At 73.1% G+C, this 15,711-nt stretch carries 10 protein-coding genes; 2 read left to right on the top strand and 8 right to left on the bottom strand.

The features are described 5' to 3' along the window. Positions 1 to 95 precede the first annotated feature (95 nt). The 5 genes from V1634_RS18130 to V1634_RS18110 all read right to left on the bottom strand — a co-directional run bounded on the left by V1634_RS18130 (position 96) and on the right by V1634_RS18110 (position 9,480). Positions 96 to 4,166: a Pls/PosA family non-ribosomal peptide synthetase gene (locus V1634_RS18130; protein WP_331209031.1), complete on the bottom strand. Its 4,071-nt coding sequence runs from the start codon at positions 4,164 to 4,166 to the stop codon at positions 96 to 98. After that, complete coding sequence (gene ectB / locus V1634_RS18125) at positions 4,163 to 5,515, bottom strand: diaminobutyrate--2-oxoglutarate transaminase (protein WP_331209030.1); 1,353 nt, start codon at positions 5,513 to 5,515, stop codon at positions 4,163 to 4,165. Before ectB ends, V1634_RS18130 begins: the two co-directional genes overlap by 4 nt. A 347-nt stretch (positions 5,516 to 5,862) precedes the next feature. Further along, positions 5,863 to 8,235 carry a DUF6351 family protein gene (locus V1634_RS18120; RefSeq protein ID WP_331209029.1) on the bottom strand — a complete coding sequence of 791 codons (2,373 nt, stop codon included), beginning with the start codon at positions 8,233 to 8,235 and terminating at the stop codon, positions 5,863 to 5,865. Between the two features lie 102 nt (positions 8,236 to 8,337). Continuing rightward, positions 8,338 to 8,835: a GNAT family N-acetyltransferase gene (locus V1634_RS18115; protein ID WP_331209028.1), complete on the bottom strand. Its 498-nt coding sequence runs from the start codon at positions 8,833 to 8,835 to the stop codon at positions 8,338 to 8,340. Between the two features lie 54 nt (positions 8,836 to 8,889). Beyond that, positions 8,890 to 9,480, bottom strand: a complete 591-nt coding sequence (locus V1634_RS18110) for a MauE/DoxX family redox-associated membrane protein (RefSeq protein WP_331209027.1) — start codon at positions 9,478 to 9,480, stop codon at positions 8,890 to 8,892. A gap of 51 nt (positions 9,481 to 9,531) precedes the next feature. On the opposite strand from V1634_RS18110, the gene V1634_RS18105 reads away from it, so the two are divergent. After that, positions 9,532 to 9,990, top strand: coding sequence for a S26 family signal peptidase (locus V1634_RS18105; protein WP_331209026.1), 459 nt, complete (start codon positions 9,532 to 9,534; stop codon positions 9,988 to 9,990). Here the strand turns inward: V1634_RS18105 and V1634_RS18100 are convergent. Both V1634_RS18100 and V1634_RS18095 read right to left on the bottom strand, forming a co-directional pair. Continuing rightward, positions 9,943 to 10,533, bottom strand: a complete 591-nt coding sequence (locus V1634_RS18100; protein ID WP_331209025.1) for a peroxiredoxin family protein — start codon at positions 10,531 to 10,533, stop codon at positions 9,943 to 9,945. The genes V1634_RS18105 and V1634_RS18100 overlap by 48 nt on opposite strands. 81 nt (positions 10,534 to 10,614) lie before the next feature. Continuing rightward, positions 10,615 to 10,800: a hypothetical protein gene (locus V1634_RS18095; protein ID WP_331209024.1), complete on the bottom strand. Its 186-nt coding sequence runs from the start codon at positions 10,798 to 10,800 to the stop codon at positions 10,615 to 10,617. 97 nt (positions 10,801 to 10,897) lie between these two features. Here V1634_RS18095 and V1634_RS18090 point away from each other — a divergent pair, with 97 nt between their 5' ends. After that, positions 10,898 to 13,900: an AfsR/SARP family transcriptional regulator gene (locus tag V1634_RS18090; RefSeq protein ID WP_331209023.1), complete on the top strand. Its 3,003-nt coding sequence runs from the start codon at positions 10,898 to 10,900 to the stop codon at positions 13,898 to 13,900. Here the strand turns inward: V1634_RS18090 and V1634_RS18085 are convergent. Next, the gene (locus V1634_RS18085; protein WP_331209022.1) at positions 13,849 to 15,699 is read right to left on the bottom strand and encodes an ABC transporter ATP-binding protein; all 1,851 of its coding nucleotides are present in this window, start codon (positions 15,697 to 15,699) and stop codon (positions 13,849 to 13,851) included. The genes V1634_RS18090 and V1634_RS18085 overlap by 52 nt on opposite strands. Between the last annotated feature and the right edge of the window lie 12 nt (positions 15,700 to 15,711).

The following is a 15,711-nucleotide window of genomic DNA, read 5'->3' as shown; positions in this document are numbered from 1 at the left end:
ACGGTTATGTATAGGCTGTCAACGCCCTCCGAACAGGACCGGCGACCGCACGACCGGCCACGGCGACGTCCACCGGCGGCCGGTCGGCGTTCCGGCTACTCCGCCCGCCGCTCGCCGTCCGCGACGGCGACGCCGGTCGACACCCGGCGGGCCGGGTTGCCCCGCCAGACGGTGCCGGCCGGCAGGCTGCTGCCCTTCATCACGAACGAGTCGGGCGCCACCACCACCCCGTCGGCCAACTCGACCCCGTAGTGCACCAGTGCGCCCGTACCGACCGAACAGCCGCGGCCCAGCCGGATCCGGTCCGTCTTGAACGTCCCGTCCTCCAGCGAGTGGGAGTGCAGCGTCGACCCCTCGCTCAGCGTGCAGTGGTCGCCGATCCGCACCAGGGTCCGCTCCGGCATCCCGCAGCCGTCGTCGAAGACCCGCCGGCCGACCCGTACGCCGTGCAGGCGCAGCAGCAGCGGCTTCAGCGGGGTGCCGTTGAACAGGCCGAGGTGCCCCACCCCGGTGAGCTTCCAGTACCGCTCGTGCCGCCAGTACCGGGGGTCGTAGATCGAACAACAGAGCGGCCGCAGGCGGCGGAAGCCGAGGCAGAGCCAGTCCACCAGGGCCGAGTAGCCGACGATCAGCAGCAGGGCGAGCAGGATCCCGGCGCTGAAGGTCCAGAGGTTCGGCCGGGCACCGTCGTGGATGCCCTCGACCCGCACCACGATCTGGATCGAGAGGTGGAAGAGCAGCCAGCCGCTGAGCAGGTACCAGCCCATGGTGTGCAGGTTCGAACGGTTCTTCCGGGCCAGCCGGCGGCGGAACTCGTCCCCGGTCCGCAGCTCGTCGAAGCCGGCGTCCCGGCGTACCGACCGGGGGATCTCGAACGGCGGTGACCCCAGCAGCCCGACGCCGGACCGGACGGGCCCGTCGACCGGCACCATCACCTTCGTCGCCAGCAGACAGTTGTCGCCGACCCGCGCCCCGGCCGGGAAGACGACCCGGTTGCCGAGGAAGTTCTCCGCGCCGATGGTGACCCGGGACAGCGCGAACGAGGAGGACGAGTACCGGGCGTTGCCCATGGAGAGCCCGTCGGAGACCAGTACCCCGCCGCGCACCTCGCAGAGGAACGGCGTGTCGTGCCGCTGCCCGCAGCCGAAGTTCGACCCGGTCTGGCGCAACTGGTGGAACCGCCAACCGACGGCCCGGAGATAGCCGACCACGTAGGAGCTGTCTCCGAAGAGCAGGTTGAAGTACGGGACGTTGCTGAACCGGGAGACGGTCTGGAAGCAGATCCAGCGCCAGCCGTAGAGCGGGTACGCCCGGTCGGCGGCCAGGAAGAGGTTCGCCAGCCGGGGCACCGCGAGCACCAGCAGCACGCCGAGCAGCACGGCGCCGAAGTACAGCAGCAGCGACCCGGGGACCGTGCTGACGTCCAGCGCGAGGGCCACCGCGGCGAGTACGACCAGCAACTGGGTGTCGACCACCACCCGGCCGAGGAGTTGAGCGGCGCCGTACGCCCCCCGGCGCGCCGTCGAGCAGTGCCGGGGCTCCGCCGCGGGATTGCCGCTCCCGCCGGGCACCGCGGGTGAACCGTGGAAGCGGGCCCCGGCCGGTACGACCTGCCCGGCACGCGGCGACGAGGCGTGCCCGAGCTGGGCGCCGTCACCGAGTACGGTGTCGAGGTCGAGCACGCTGCCCTCGCCGACCTGGACGTCCCGGCCGAGCCGGACCGGGCCGGTGGTGATCCAGCCGGCCTCGGCCCGGTAGCCGAGGAAGCTCGTGCCCCGGCCGACGACGGTGCCGGCGCCGATCTCGATCAGGTCGGTGCAGACCGGCACCGACCGGGAGAGCAGCAGGGCACCCGGGCCGATCTTCGCGCCGAGCGCGCGCAGGTAGAGGTTGTAGACCGGCGACCCGACGAAGAGCACCAGCGGGTTGGCCCGGATCATCCGCTTGACGACCCAGAACCGGAGGTATCGCCACCCCCAGATGGGGAAGGTGCCGGCCCGCCACCGCCCGACCAGCAGCCACTTCAGTGCCACCGGCAGCACCGCCAGCACGGCGAACCAGGCCGCCCCGAAGCCCAGCGACCGGAGGATGACGTCGACCGCGCCGGCACCGTCGGAGATCCAGGTGTACCCGGCCAGTGCCACCGCGGCGAGCAGGACCAGAAAGCCCAGGCCGAAGAGGGTCTGGAAGACCGCGCAGCCGTACCACTCCAGGTTGCTCGGCACGCGGTGGACCGGGCGCGGCGGCTCGGGCGGCGCCTGCGGGGTCTCCGCCCCGACGACGGTGGCGAGGTCGCGGACGGTCGGATTCAGGTACACGTCCTTGATCGAGACGTCGGCACGGAGCCGCTCCCGCAGCCGGGTGCAGAACCGGGCCATCACCAGCGAGTCGGCGCCGAGGTCGGTGAAGAAGTCGTCCCGGACCGAGACCCGGTCCACCCGCAGCAGCTCGGCGAGGAGGTCCGCGAGGGCCGACTCGGTGGGCCCGACCGGAGCGACCACCGGCGTCGTCGGCAGCGCACGTGACCGCGGCGCGGGCAGGCGCTTGCGGTCCACCTTGTCGCTGGGCAGCGTCGGCAGCTCCGGCAGCTCCTCCAGATAGGCCGGGACCATGTAGCCGGGCAGCCGGGTCCGCAGCGCGGCCAGCGCCGCCGCGTGGTCCAGCGCCGCCGCACCGGCCCGCCGGGTGTAGAAGGCGGCGAGTTCGACGACGCCGGGCTCCGGCTGGTACGTCGTCACCGCCGCCTGGGCCACCTCCGGCAGCCGCAGCAGCACAGACTCGATCTCGGTCAGCTCGATCCGGTACCCGCGCACCTTGACCTGGCTGTCGATCCGGCCCAGATATTCGAGCTGCCCGTCGGGGGTGACCCGGCCGAGGTCCCCGGTCCGGTAGATCCGTCCCGACGGGTTGTGCGGGATGCCGACCGGGTCCGGGATGAAGGCCCGCTCGGTCAGGTCGGGCCGGTTGACGTACCCCGGGGAGAGGCCGACCCCGGCGACGCCGATCTCCCCGGTCTGACCGGCCGGCAGGAGCCGGTGCCCGGAGTCCAGGATCACCACCGAGTACGTCGGCAGCGGCACCCCGATCGTCACCGGCCGGTCGGGTTCCAACCGGGTCCAGGTGGCGGTGACCGACGTCTCGGTCGGCCCGTAGACGTTGAGCAGCGTGCGGCCCGGCCGGTGCCACCGCTGCACCAGGTGTGCCGGACACGCCTCGCCGGAGACCAGCACGAACCGCAGTTCCGGCAACTCCTCCTCGATCGTGGCCAGCAGCGTCGGTACGCAGCAGAGCGCGGTGACCCGGTGCCGGGCGAGGAAGCCGGCGAGGTCGCTGCCGACCAGCGCACCGGGGGCGGTGCTCGGCACCAGCGTCGCGCCGGAGACCAGCGGCACCCAGATCTCCTCGACCGAGAAGTCGAAGGCGATCGTCATCCCCTGGTAGACCCGGTCGTCCGGGCGCAGCCCGTAACACTCCACCGCTACCCGGACGAAGTTGCAGATGTTCGCCTGGTCGATGGCGACGCCCTTGGGCCGGCCGGTACTGCCGGAGGTGTAGATGAGATAGGCCAGCTCGTCCGTGGCCGGTCCCCGCTCGTCCGGTCCGATCCGGTGCCGTGGGTACCGGTCGAGATCCGGGTCGGTGTCGATCAGGATCACGGTGCCGGCGACGCCGTCGAGCCGGTCGGCCAGCGTCGAGAGCGTGACGACCGTCCCGACCCGGGCGTCGGCGAACACGAAGCCGAGCCGGTCGGCCGGAAAGTTGGCGTCCACCGGGACGTACACCGCATGGATCTTCGACACCGCGAGCATTGCCAGATAGGCGTAGGCCGACCGGTCGAGCAGCAGTCCGACCCGATCTCCCGGCCGTACCCCCCGGGCCGACAGCAGCCGACCGAACTGGTTCGCCCGGGCGTCCAGCTCGGCGAAGGTCAGCCGGTGCTCGCCGTCGTCCACGGCCAGGTGCCCCGGATCGCCCTCGACGGCGAACCGGTCGCAGCGCTCCTCGAAGAGGTGGTGCAGGCGCTCACCCGGTCGCCAGCGGATCCGGTTGTCCACGCCCCGCGCCGCCAGCACCAGGCCGGCGTCGGGCCGGGTGACCCGGGTCGGGGTACGGGGCGCGACGGTGGGTGCGGCGGCGCCCGGCGCCACCGGTGTCGGCCCGGTCACGCCGGCACCAGGCCGGAGGAGCCCCGCGCGTCCCGCGCCGACCCGCCGCCCGACCCCGGCCCGACGGCGCCGGCCGGCGCGCTGGCCCGGGTCGCCGCCAGCAGGATGTCGAGGCCGTCGTCGAGCAGGTCGTCCGGAGTGGTCAGCGGCGCCAGCACCTTGACCACCTGGTCGTACGAGCCGGCCGTCTCCAGCATCAGTCCGTCGGCGAAGCAGCGCCGGCTGATCGCCTCGGCCAACTCGCCCGAGCCGACGTCGACGCCACGCATCATCCCGCGCCCCTTCACCACGGCGCCCGGAACGGTCTCGGCCACCTCGGCCAGCCGGGCGGCCAGCAGGTCCGCGCGGCGGGCCACGTCGGCGGCGAACCCGGTGCCGGCCCAGAACTTCGTCAGCGCCACCCGGGCGGTGACGAAGGCGTGCACGTTGCCGCGGAACGTCCCGTTGTGCTCGCCGGGCTGCCAGACGTCGTACTCGGGGCGGATCAGCAGCAGCGCCATCGGCAGGCCGTACCCGGAGATCGACTTCGAGAGCACGACCAGGTCCGGGACGACGTCGTACGGCTCGAAGCTGAAGAACGTGCCGGTACGCCCACAGCCCGCCTGCACGTCGTCGACGACCAGCAGCGCCCCGCTGCTCCGGGCCAGCTCGGCGATCCGCCGCAACCAGGCGGCCGAGGCGACGTTCAGGCCGCCCTCACCCTGCACGGTCTCCAGCAGGATCGCGGCGGGGGCGTCCAGCCCGCTGGACGGATCCCGCAACATCCGCTCCAGCAGGTCGGCGGTGTCGATCCCGTCGCCCTGGTAGCCGTCGAACGGCATCCGGGTCACGCCGGGCAGCGGAAGTTGCGGGCCGATCCGGTGGTGCCGGTTCCCGGTCGCGGCCAGCGCGCCCAGCGAGACGCCGTGGAAGCCGTTGGTGAAGGCGACGACGTTGGTCCGCCCGGTCACCTTGCGGGCCAGCTTGAGTGCCGCCTCGACGGCGTTCGCCCCGGTCGGCCCGGTGAACTGCACCCGGTAGTCCAGCTCCCGGGGCAGCAGGACGATCGACTCGAACGCGGTGAGGAAGGCGCTCTTGGCCGAGCTGGACAGGTCGAGGCTGTGCGACATCCCCCGCTGTTCCAGGTGGACGATCAACGCCTTCCGCATGTCCGGGTCGTTGTGCCCGTAGTTCAACGAACCCGCACCGGCGACGAAGTCGAGATAGTCGCGGCCGGTGACGTCCCGGACCACGCTCCCCTCCGCCGTGTCGAATACGCAGTCGAATCGGCGGCAGTAGCTCCGTACCGCCGATTCCCGACGCTCGAAAATCAGGTTCTCCTCCGCGCCCGCCGCTCCGCGCACCGTCATCGCTCCTTCCGGGCCGCGCCCGGCGACCTGGTCGGCCGCCGCCGCTGACCAGGACCGGGGGCTGTGGGATGTCGGTACGTCCAACCGGAGAACGACGTCCGGGACACGGCAGAATTGGTCGGCGGTGTCAATTGGTTGGATTGCCGACTCAACGCTTGCGACCCGGACGGCCGTGCACCCTGATATGTGACCGCGTTTCCGGAAACGGAATTCTCGCTGGCGATGCCCGGAGCGGTTCCCGGACAGGCGGCAGCCGGGCCGCTCGGCCGCACCACGACAGTTTCGACGTGAGGCGGTCCGCTCGGCCCGGCCTGCCGGTCGGGCGCCGGCCCGTGGCCGGCGGTGCGTCAGCGGTAGTCGCAGACCCCGGTCGGGAAGATCTGTTCCAGGCGCCGCCGCTCGGCGTCGGTCGGGCGCCACGATCCGTAGAGTCCCCGGGCGATCGCCACCCGGACCGGCTGCCGGTCGCAGGCGTAGACGCCGCCCTCGATCGGTCCACCGGCGACCGTCCTGGACGTCCCGTAGAGCGGGAACTGTCGGGTGCATGCGCCGTCGGCCCGGTTGTCGAGGATGCCGTCCCAGACGTGGTCCCCCCGGGCGATCTCCGTACCGGCGGTGTCGAAGCAGCGGTCCACGGCAAGCGCCGGCCTGTTGCCCTGCACGCCCCGCCACGGCCGCAGCCGCAGGTTGGCCATCCAGTCGTCGATCACCGCGAGCGCCTCCGGGGTCTGGTCGAACGCCTCGGCCGGCCGGGCGTCGGTGAACCAGATGACCTGGTTGCCGGCGTCCCGGTCGTGTTCGCGCATCCGCTGCCGGGACGCGAAGGACTGGTGCGAGTTGTGCATGTCCAGCTGCTCTTCGAGGTAGTGCCGCCAGTCGATGATCGGGATGTCGATGTCACCGGTGAAGACGATCCCCGACTCGTACGCGGCCCGGATCGCCCGCCGGTCGCCCGTGGTACGCGGCGCCGGCGTCCGGCCGCCGTCCGGCGACAGTCGCATGTTCCGCGACGACCAGGGGTCGAACTGGGCCGGGTCGGCACAGGCCGCCGGGGTGAACGGGCAGCCCTCCTGCACCATCTCCGGCTGCGGCTTCCAGGAGCCGACCCGGGCGTTCAGGTCGAGGAACTCGGCCGGGGTGATCCGGCCCGAGGTCAGCGCCGACAGGCCGTACTGGACGCCGACATTGTCCCAGGTGGACCGGGCGTACCCGTCCGGGCCGGTGCCGTAGATGTTCACCAGGTCGCCCCAGTGCGACCACTGCACCGTCCCGGCCACCCCGGGTGGGTCCATCCGGTCCCAGAGCGGGTCGCCGGGGAACCAGCGCGGGTTCAACGCCAGCGGGGTCAGGCCGCGCCAGCCCTCGATGCACTCGGTGGAGCCGGGCGCACCGCCGAGGTACGGGTTCGGCACCGTGGCGCTGGCGTTCATGCCGATCAGCCAGGTCCGGTTCTCCCAGTCCCGCCACTTCGGGTTCGCCCGGTCGGTGACGTCCATGTAGTACTCGAGCAGTTCGCAGTCGCCGACGTGGATCGTCTGGGTGGCCATGTCCGGGTACGAGTACTGCGGGATCGCCGCGTCGATCACCCGGTTGCCGTGGTTCTGGCCGTAGACGTACTGCTGGATGCCGCCGCCGGAGCCGCCGACCCCGACCGTGTAGAGCGGAACGCCGTACTCCTCGACGAAGTGCTCCTTCAGCATCAGCGCGGTCTCGCCGCCGAGCACCAGGTTGTAGTGGGTGGCCGTGCGGGTGCCGGTGGAGTAGAGGACGGCGTAACCGAGCGAGAGACCCTCGTGGTAGAGATGCCCGCCGGGGAGCCGGCCCTGGTCGTGTCCGATCGCCACCCCGCCGTCGAAGCGGTAGACGACCCGGCGGTTCCAGTTCCCCTCCAGCACGGCGATCGAGTAGACGAACCGGTTGATGGTGCCGCGTTCCCGGCGTACGACGTAGTCGACGGTCTGGCCGTCCAGGGTGCGGGTGGTGGTCAGGTCGGCCGGGCGGGTGCCGTCCGGCGGCATCGGCTTGAACGTGCCGTCGGCGGCCCGGTAGAGCCGGTCGACGACGGTCGGGGCGGCACAGTCCCGGCTCCAGCCGGTGATCGCGCCGTCCGGGCCGGGCACCCGCATCCCCTGCCCGTCCTGGTTGTCCACCAGCGGTGCGCCGAGCCCGTTCTGTTCGGTGCGGCAGAGGAACGGATACTGCTGCGGCCCGGAGAAGATCGGACCGGAGATCGGATGGTTGCGTACGGCAAGGGTCGCGGTACGCGCCGACCGGGCGCCCGCCCGGAGCAGGTTCGCGCCGTCCCGGAGCCCGTCGACGACGCCGCGCAGCGCCCGGCCGTCGACCTGGAACGCGCGGGTGACGTCGGCGCCGTTGCGGGTGACCCGGACCGCGCGCGGGTCGATCCGGCCGTCGACGGTGACCCGGACCAGCGCGTCGCCCCCGGTGACCTGATCGGCCCGGCTGGAGAGGACCTCGATGTCGAGCCGCTGCCCGGCACCGCCGGTCCAGGCGGCGGCCGGTGTCGCCAGTCCGGCGCCGAGTACGGCGGTCAGGGCGATCCCGAGCCCACCGGTGAGGCCCCGGCGGACACGGGATCCGGCGGACCTGCCACCGGCCCCGGCGGGCGGGACGGAGCGGCTCCGCCGGCCGAGCCGACCGGTGTGGACGGTGCCGTCAGCGGTACGCCGACGGCGAGCGAGGAAGCTGAGCGCGGACATCGTCTCTCCGTCTCCTCCCCCCGGAGCCCGGCAGCCCCGGATGGTGGCGGACACCGACGATGTCACGGGGATCGTTCGATTGTCGAGATTGCGAGCGGCGGCTCAGCCGCGTTCGCCCTCTTCGGTCCGGAAGGTGCGGAAACCTCGGCGGTGATAGTTGGGCAGGGCGTGCGGGTGGTCCACCGACGAGGTGTGCAGCCAGATCCGCCGTACCGTGGGCGCCAGCTCCCAGGCCCGCTGGACCCCGAGCGTCAACGCGTACCCGCCCAGGCGCCGGCCGACGAACCTCGGCACCAGCCCGAAGGTCTCGATCTCCACCTCGTCGCCGGGATGGAGATCGTAGGCCACCAGTCCCGCAGGCTCGCCGTCGAAGGAGAGCAGCCAGAACACCCGGTCCGGATGCCGGGCGAACCACGCGGTCCAGTCGTCCCCGGTGCGGCGCGCGCACGGCCACCCGTGCGGAGCACCGATCTCGACCTGCAACTCGACGACCAACGGCGAGTCCCGGTCCAACGGCTGCAACGCCAGGCCGGGCACCGGATCGGCCGGGACGAGCTGGTCGCGGGCGGTCATCTCCAGATACGTCACGATCTCCCTCACCCGGCGAAGACTACGTGCGGACCCGAGATCCACCTCGTTCCGAGCCCGGCCGGCTCAGCCGCCCGGACGGCCGCCCCGGACGGCGGTACCGCGCCGGGCCGCTTGCCCGGCCGGGGTGCCGGGCCGGAACAGCGCGGCGATGTCGTCGAGCCGGACGACGACGAGCGCCCCCACCACGGCCAGCGGCACGGCGAGCACGACGGTCCCGACCGTCGTGCCGGGACCACCGAGCGAGGCGTACCCACCGGCACCGGCGAGCGCGGTCAGCACGACGTTGCGGGCGAGGTGATGCCGGCCGAACGGGGCCGCGGCGGCTTCCCCGAAGCACCGGCAGGAGACCGGGGTACCACGGCGGAGCACCGCCGCGACCGCCACCGTGAACGCCGCCAACAGGGCCGCCGCCAGCGCGAACCCGACCGTGGTCAGCCCGGCCACGGGCAGCGGTACCAGCAGCACCGGCACCGCCGCCTCGGCCGTCGTCACCGCCACCGCCACCGGCCCGACCACCCGCGACGGCAGCAGTGCCATCGCCCGCAACGAGTCGGCGAACGCCCGGAACGAGGCCCGCCCGCGCAACTTGCTGCCGGCCGAGGCCAGGAAGACCAGTACGAGCAACCACCGGCTGAACTCCAACGCGTACGACATCCTCTCCCGCCTCCTGTCACCGCCCGCCCCGCGAGGGGCTACCGTGGCGCGGTGCCTCGACCCACGCTGCTGATCGTCGCCGGCTCGTTCGTGTTCGTGACGCTCGCGATCGCCGTCCTGGTTGCCCGTGCCCTGCTCCAGGTCGTCGGGGTCAACGGCGACAGCATGACCCCGACGTACCGGGACGGCGACCAGCTCCTCGTGTTACGGCGGGGATTCCGGCGCCGGCTGCGGGTCGGCGCCGTCGTCGTCTGCCTGCCGCCGCCCGGCGTCAGGATCACCTCGGGCGACGTCGACGCCGCCACGCAGTTGATGGTCAAGCGGGTGGCGGCGCTGCCGGAGGGAGAGGTCTACGTCCTCGGTGACGCGCCGCGACACAGCCTCGACTCCCGGGCCTTCGGCGCGCTCGCACCGGAGCTGGTCCGGGGCGTGGTCATCCGACGGCTGCGGTCCGCCGTGGAGTCATCGTCCGGCGGGCACGACGTCGCGTCCCGGCAGGAGCTCGGCTAGCTGGGCGGCGCTGTTGCTGACCCCGGTCACCCGCCCGTCGGTGCCGACCAGGTAGAACGCGGGGAAGGCGGCGACCTGGAAGGTCGACTGGAGCGCCCCGTCGAGCGGCTCGTGGACGATCGCCGCCCGGGTGTCGAGCACGCCCAGCGCCGCCACCAGCTCGGCGCGCTCGCGCTCCTCCCGGTCCGGTTGCTCCGGGCGCAGCCTGGTGAGCACGACGAGCACCGCCGCCGGGGTCTCCAGCGCCTCGGCGAGCGTCGACCGTACCGAGGGAAGCTGCTCCCGGCATCCCGCACAGTCGGGGGCGAGGAACGCCACCAGGGCGCCCGCCGTGCGCAGCGAGGCGACGGAGACCACCTCGCCGCCGGCGGTCGACGCGGTGAAGTCCGGCACCTGCGCGCCGACGGTGAGGGTCGCCGGCGGGCGGACGGCGGCCAACTCCTGGGTGTGCTCGCGCAGCTTCCGGACGACGCCGAAGGTGAGCAGCAGGTTCAGCAGCGTGAGTGTGCTGAGGACGACGAGTACGGCGACGACGATGGACATGGCTTCGCTCCTGACGGGAATGGCACGAGCGCGTCGCGGCCGGGGGGGTGTCCGGCCGCGACGCTCTCACGGGCGGTTACTTCAGCACTCGGTACCCCACCAGCACTGGCACTGGCTGTTACAGGTGCGCCACTTGAACCGGGTGTTGGTGAACCGGCAGCACATCGGGACGTTGCTGCAGAGCGGCTGGCAGACCGCCGAGGCGGTGGTCCTGGGCAGCATCAGCGCCAGGAACCGGTCCGCCAGGGTGCCGACGTGACGGGTCATCGCGTACCTCCAATCTGGATCTCTAGACTGATCGCGGACGGTAGCCGGCCGTGCTACACGGCGACCTACAACATCGATACAAACTGGTAGAGGTGCCTTGAGCCTGCGATTCCAGCTACTCGGCCCACTCCGGATCACCGCCGCCCGTCGGGCCGTGCCGGTCGGCCCGCAGAAGCAGCGGGCGATGCTGGCCATCCTGTTGCTGTCGGCCAACGAGCGGGTCTCGCTGGACCGCCTCGTCGGCGAGCTGTGGGACCAGCCGCCCCGCTCGGCGGTGGCGAACCTGCGCACCTATGCCAGCGGGCTGCGCCGGTTGCTGGCCGAGCTGGAGGGCGGACCCGCCGACGACGACCGGTTGGTCGCCGGTGCCGCCGGGTACCGGCTGCGGGTCGACCCGGAGGAGTTGGACCTGCACCGCTTCCAGAGCGCGATCGAGCTGGGCCGGGCGGCGCTGGCCCGGGGCGACCACGCCACCGCCACCGCACGGCTGCGGGCGGCGCTGGAGCTGTGGCGGGGCCGGCCGGCCGAGGACGTCCGCCCGGGGCCGGAACTGGCCGCCCGGATCACCCTGCTCGAGGAGCAGCACCTGTCGCTGGTCGAGGATCTGATCCAGGTACGCCTGGCGCGCGGCGAGCACGCCTCGGTCACCGGCGAACTGCGGCTGCTGATCACCGTCCACCCGTACCGGGAGCGGCTGCGTCACCAGCTCATGCTGGCGCTGTACCGGTCCGGCGACGCCCCGGCGGCGCTGGCCGCGTACGCGGAGACCCGCGCGGTCTTCGCCGACCAGCTCGGCCTCGAACCCGGCACGGAGCTGTCCCGGCTGCACCAGGCCATCCTGCGCCGGGCCCCGGAGCTGTCCACGGCGGACGCGAGCACGGAACCCGTCGACCCGCCACCGGCCGCCGTGCCCGGCGATCCGCCCGGGCCGCCCCGGCAGTTGCCGCCGGACCCGGCCGCGTTCGTCGGTCGGGTCGACGAACTGCGTGCCATCGAGCGGGCCTGCACCACCGGGAACGGGCCGCGGACGGGTCCGTCGGTGGTGGTGTTGCACGGCCCCGGCGGGATGGGCAAGACCACCCTGGCGGTACGCGCCGCGCACCTGCTCGCGGGCCACTACCCCGACGGGCAGCTCTACCTCGACCTACAGGGCGGGGCTCCCGGGATGCCCGGTCTGGACCCGCTGTCGGCGCTCGGCCAGCTACTGCGCGCGCTCGGCGTACCGGCCAGGGACGTACCGCTCGAACTGGGCGAGGCGGCCGCGCGGTTCCGGTCCGAGACGGCCGCCCGGCGGTTGCTGATCCTCCTGGACGGCGCGACCGGGGCGCCGCAGATCAGGCCCCTGCTGCCGGCCGGCCGGGACTGCGCGGTCCTCGTCACCAGCCGCCGGCCGGCGAGCACCCTCGACGCCCTCCGGCTGCGGCCGGATCGACTCAGCGACGCCGAGGCGCGGCAACTCCTCGACACCCTCTGCGGGGACGGCCGGGTGGCGGTCGACCCGGACGCGACCGAACAGCTCGTGACACTCTGCGACGGGCACCCGCTGGCGCTGCGCATCGCCGGAGCCCGGCTCGCGGCCCGCCCCGACTGGTCCGTCGCGATACTCGCGGACCGGCTGGACGACGAGCGGGAGCGCCTGGACGAACTCCGCGCGGAGGACCTCGCCATCCGGTCCAGCTTCTGGAACACCTACCGCCAACTGTTGGACAGCGCCGATCCGGACGACCGCACGGCGGCAGCCGCCTTCCGGTCGCTGTCGCTGCTGCGGGTGCCGGAACTGCCGCTGCCGCTCGCGGCGGTCACCATCGGTGTCCCGCAACGGCGCGCCCTGACCCTGCTGGACCGGCTCACCGAGACGCACCTGCTGGACGCGGTCGGGCCGGCCCGGTTCCGCTTCCACGACCTGCTCCGGCTCTTCGGCGCGGAGCTGGCCGAGGAGGTGGATCCGGCCGCCGAGCGGCAACGCGCGGTACGGCGCGGGCTCACCGCGTATCTGACCACGGTGCTGCGCGCGGGCCAACTGTTGCGCCCGCAGCGGGTGGCCGAACTCGCCGCCGGGCCGACCATCACCGAACTTGGCACGCTCGACGACGCCGTGCGCTGGGTCGACGGCGAGCTGGCCGGGATCATCGCCGCAGCACGTCAGGCCTGCGACGCGGCGCCACCGCTGAGCCGGCTCTGCGTGGAGGCGATTCCGTCGGTGGCGGTGTGGTTGCAGAAGCACAACCGTTGGGCGGAGGCCGATGCGCTGGTCACCGTCTGCGAGCAGGCGGCGGGCCTGACCCGGGACGACGCCGCCCGGGCCACCGTGCTTCCGCTGCGGGCGACGCTGCTTTGGCGTACCGGATCCCCGGAGGCGGCGTGCGGCGCGTTGGAGTCGGCGCTGGGGCTGTGGCGCCGGCTGGGTGACCGCGAGGGCGAGGGGCGGGCACTCCAGAACCTCGGCTGGTTCCACCACCGGACGGGTTCGCCCCGCCGGGCGGCGGAACTCGTCCGGGCGGCCGTCGGGCTGCTCGCCGAGGCGAAGCCGGTATGGCTCGCCATGGCACTGCACAACCTGGCGGAGATCGAGTTCGAACTCGGCGACTTCCCGGCCGCCGGACTGCACCTCACCCGCTGCCTGGCGATGCGGCGCGAAGACGGCGACGCCGTCGGCGAGGCGATCACGCTGGTCGCGCTCGGCCGGACGCAGAGCCAACTCGGGCGGCATCCCGACGCGCTCACGGCGCTCACCGCCGGGCTGCGACTGTGCCGGCGGACCGGCAACCGGGAGGACGAGTGGGAGGCGCTGCTCAGCCGCTCGGAGGTGTACCTGCGGATCGGCGACGTGGCGCTGGCCCACCAGGACGGCGAGGAGGCGCTGACCCTGGCCAGGGCGGCCGGCGACCGGTACGGCGAGGCGGCAGCGCTCCGGCAGCTCGGCCGGGTACGGGAGCGCCGTGGCGAGCGGGCGGCGGCGGACGGGTACGCCCGACGGGCCAACCTGCTCTTCGCCGACCTGCCCGGCCAGCGGGACGGCGTACTCGAAACGTTCCTGGTCGGCCCGGGTCAGCCGGCCGGTGTCGTCTCCGCCTCCGCCTCCACCTCGGCCGGGGCGTAACCCGACGCCTGCATCCGGAACAGCGTGGCGTAGGTGCCGTCGGCCGCCAACAGCTCCCCGTGCCGGCCCGCCTCGACGACCCGCCCGCCCGACAGCACCACGATCAGGTCGGCATCCCGCAGCGTACCCAGCCGGTGCGAGATCAGCACGCTGGTCCGGTCGGCCCGGTAGTGGCCCAGCCGGAGCTGGATGTCGCGCTCGGCCTCGGCGTCCAGGCCGGCACTCGGCTCGTCGAGGATCAGCAGGTCCCGCGCCGGGGGCAGCACCGAGCGGGCGATCGCCACCCGCTGCCACTGCCCACCGGAGAGCAGGACGCCGGCGTCCGCCGGATCGCCGTCCAGTTCGAAGACCCGGGACAGCATCGTCTGGTACCCCCGGGGCAGGGCCTCGATGGTCTCGTGGATGCCGGCCCGGCGGGCGGCGTCGGCGATCCGGGCGACATCCTCGGCAGGCACCTGGTCCGGGCCGGACGGGTCGACGTCGCCGAGCCAGATGTTCTCCGCGGCCGTCAGGTCGTAGGTCATGTAGTCCTGGAACACCGCGCCGATCCGGGCCCGCAGCTCCGCTACCGGCAGCTCGCGGAGGTCGAGGCCGTCCCAGAGAATCGCACCCCGGGTCGGGTCGTAGAACCGGCACAGGAGCTTGACCAGGGTGCTCTTGCCGGCGCCGTTGTGGCCGACCAGGGCCACCGCCTGGCCGGCCGGGATGAACAGGTGCACGCCCCGCAGCACCCACGGATGGTCCGGACCGTAGCGGAACCAGACGTCGCGCAACTCGATGCCCCGCTTCAGCGGCGGTACCGGTCGCGGCCGGGTCGGCTCCGGCAGGTCCGGCGGGCAGGTGACGATCTGCTCGTAGTGGGCGAGCAGCAGCATCGCCTGGTGGATGCCGGCAATGTGGTCGATCAGGGTGGTCAGGCTGCTCTGCACCCCGGCGACGGCGGCGACGAAGACGGCCACGTCGCCCACGGTGAGCCCGCCGGACCGGGCGGTGGCGACGGCCCACACCAGGCCGCCGCCGGAGAGCGTCGCGCTCAGTATCGCCAGCAGCGCCTGGACGCGTACCTCCCGGCGTTCGAGGGACCGGCGGGCGGCACTCGCGGTACCCAGCTCGGCGAGCATCCGGCGCCGGAACAGCCCGCCCAGTCGCAGCAGGCGGATCTCCTTGGCCGCGGACAAGCTGGTCAGCAGGCTGGCGTAGAACATCTCGCGCCGCTCGCCGGGCCCGATCTCCCACAGCAGGTTCGCCCGGCGGCGGCTCAGCCGGACCTCCGCCACCAGCGCCGGTACGCCGCCGGCCGCCACCAGCAGGGCCATCACCGGGTTGATCACCACGAGGGTGCCGATGAAGCCGGTCAGCAGCACCGTGCCCTGCACCAGGCCGAGCAGCCCGTCGACGCAGCGGCCGGGCCCGTCCCGCCCGGCCTGCTCGGCGAGCCGGAGCGTGTTCTGGAAGGCCGGTTCCTCCAGCCGGCGCAGGCCGGCGAGGCGGTCGGTGGCGGCATACAGCTGGTCCAGCGCGACGATGGCGGCCGAGCGGCCGAGGTCCGCCCGCAGGTAGTTCATCAGGTGCGGCACCAGGGCGAGGCCGACGGAGACTCCCGCCAACGCGCTCGCCACCCCGAGGATCGGGCCGCCGGAGGCGTTCGCGATCCGGTCGAGAACGAGTTTGGTGAGCCAGGCCGCCAGTACCGGCAACGCGCCCGCGATCGGCGCGAGCAGCACGTACGCCGCCAGGTTGGCCCGCCCGGACCGCCAGACCACCGCGACGGCCCGGGCGGTCCGGGCGATGCTGATCATTGCGCGAGGGTA

Origin of the sequence: Plantactinospora veratri, assembly GCF_036421995.1 — a bacterium.
Lineage (GTDB): Bacteria > Actinomycetota > Actinomycetes > Mycobacteriales > Micromonosporaceae > Plantactinospora > Plantactinospora veratri.
This window is presented reverse-complemented; position numbering and strand designations above follow the sequence as displayed.

Excerpts from the sequence above, each read along its gene's own strand:
- V1634_RS18095 (WP_331209024.1), bottom strand. The coding sequence starts at position 10,800 with ATGACCCGTCACGTCGGCACCCTGGCGGACCGGTTCCTGGCGCTGATG.
- V1634_RS18085 (WP_331209022.1), bottom strand. The coding sequence starts at position 15,699 with ATGATCAGCATCGCCCGGACCGCCCGGGCCGTCGCGGTGGTCTGGCGG.
- V1634_RS18100 (WP_331209025.1), bottom strand. The coding sequence starts at position 10,533 with ATGTCCATCGTCGTCGCCGTACTCGTCGTCCTCAGCACACTCACGCTG.
- ectB (WP_331209030.1), bottom strand. The coding sequence starts at position 5,515 with ATGACGGTGCGCGGAGCGGCGGGCGCGGAGGAGAACCTGATTTTCGAG.
- V1634_RS18110 (WP_331209027.1), bottom strand. The coding sequence starts at position 9,480 with ATGTCGTACGCGTTGGAGTTCAGCCGGTGGTTGCTCGTACTGGTCTTC.
- V1634_RS18120 (WP_331209029.1), bottom strand. The coding sequence starts at position 8,235 with ATGTCCGCGCTCAGCTTCCTCGCTCGCCGTCGGCGTACCGCTGACGGC.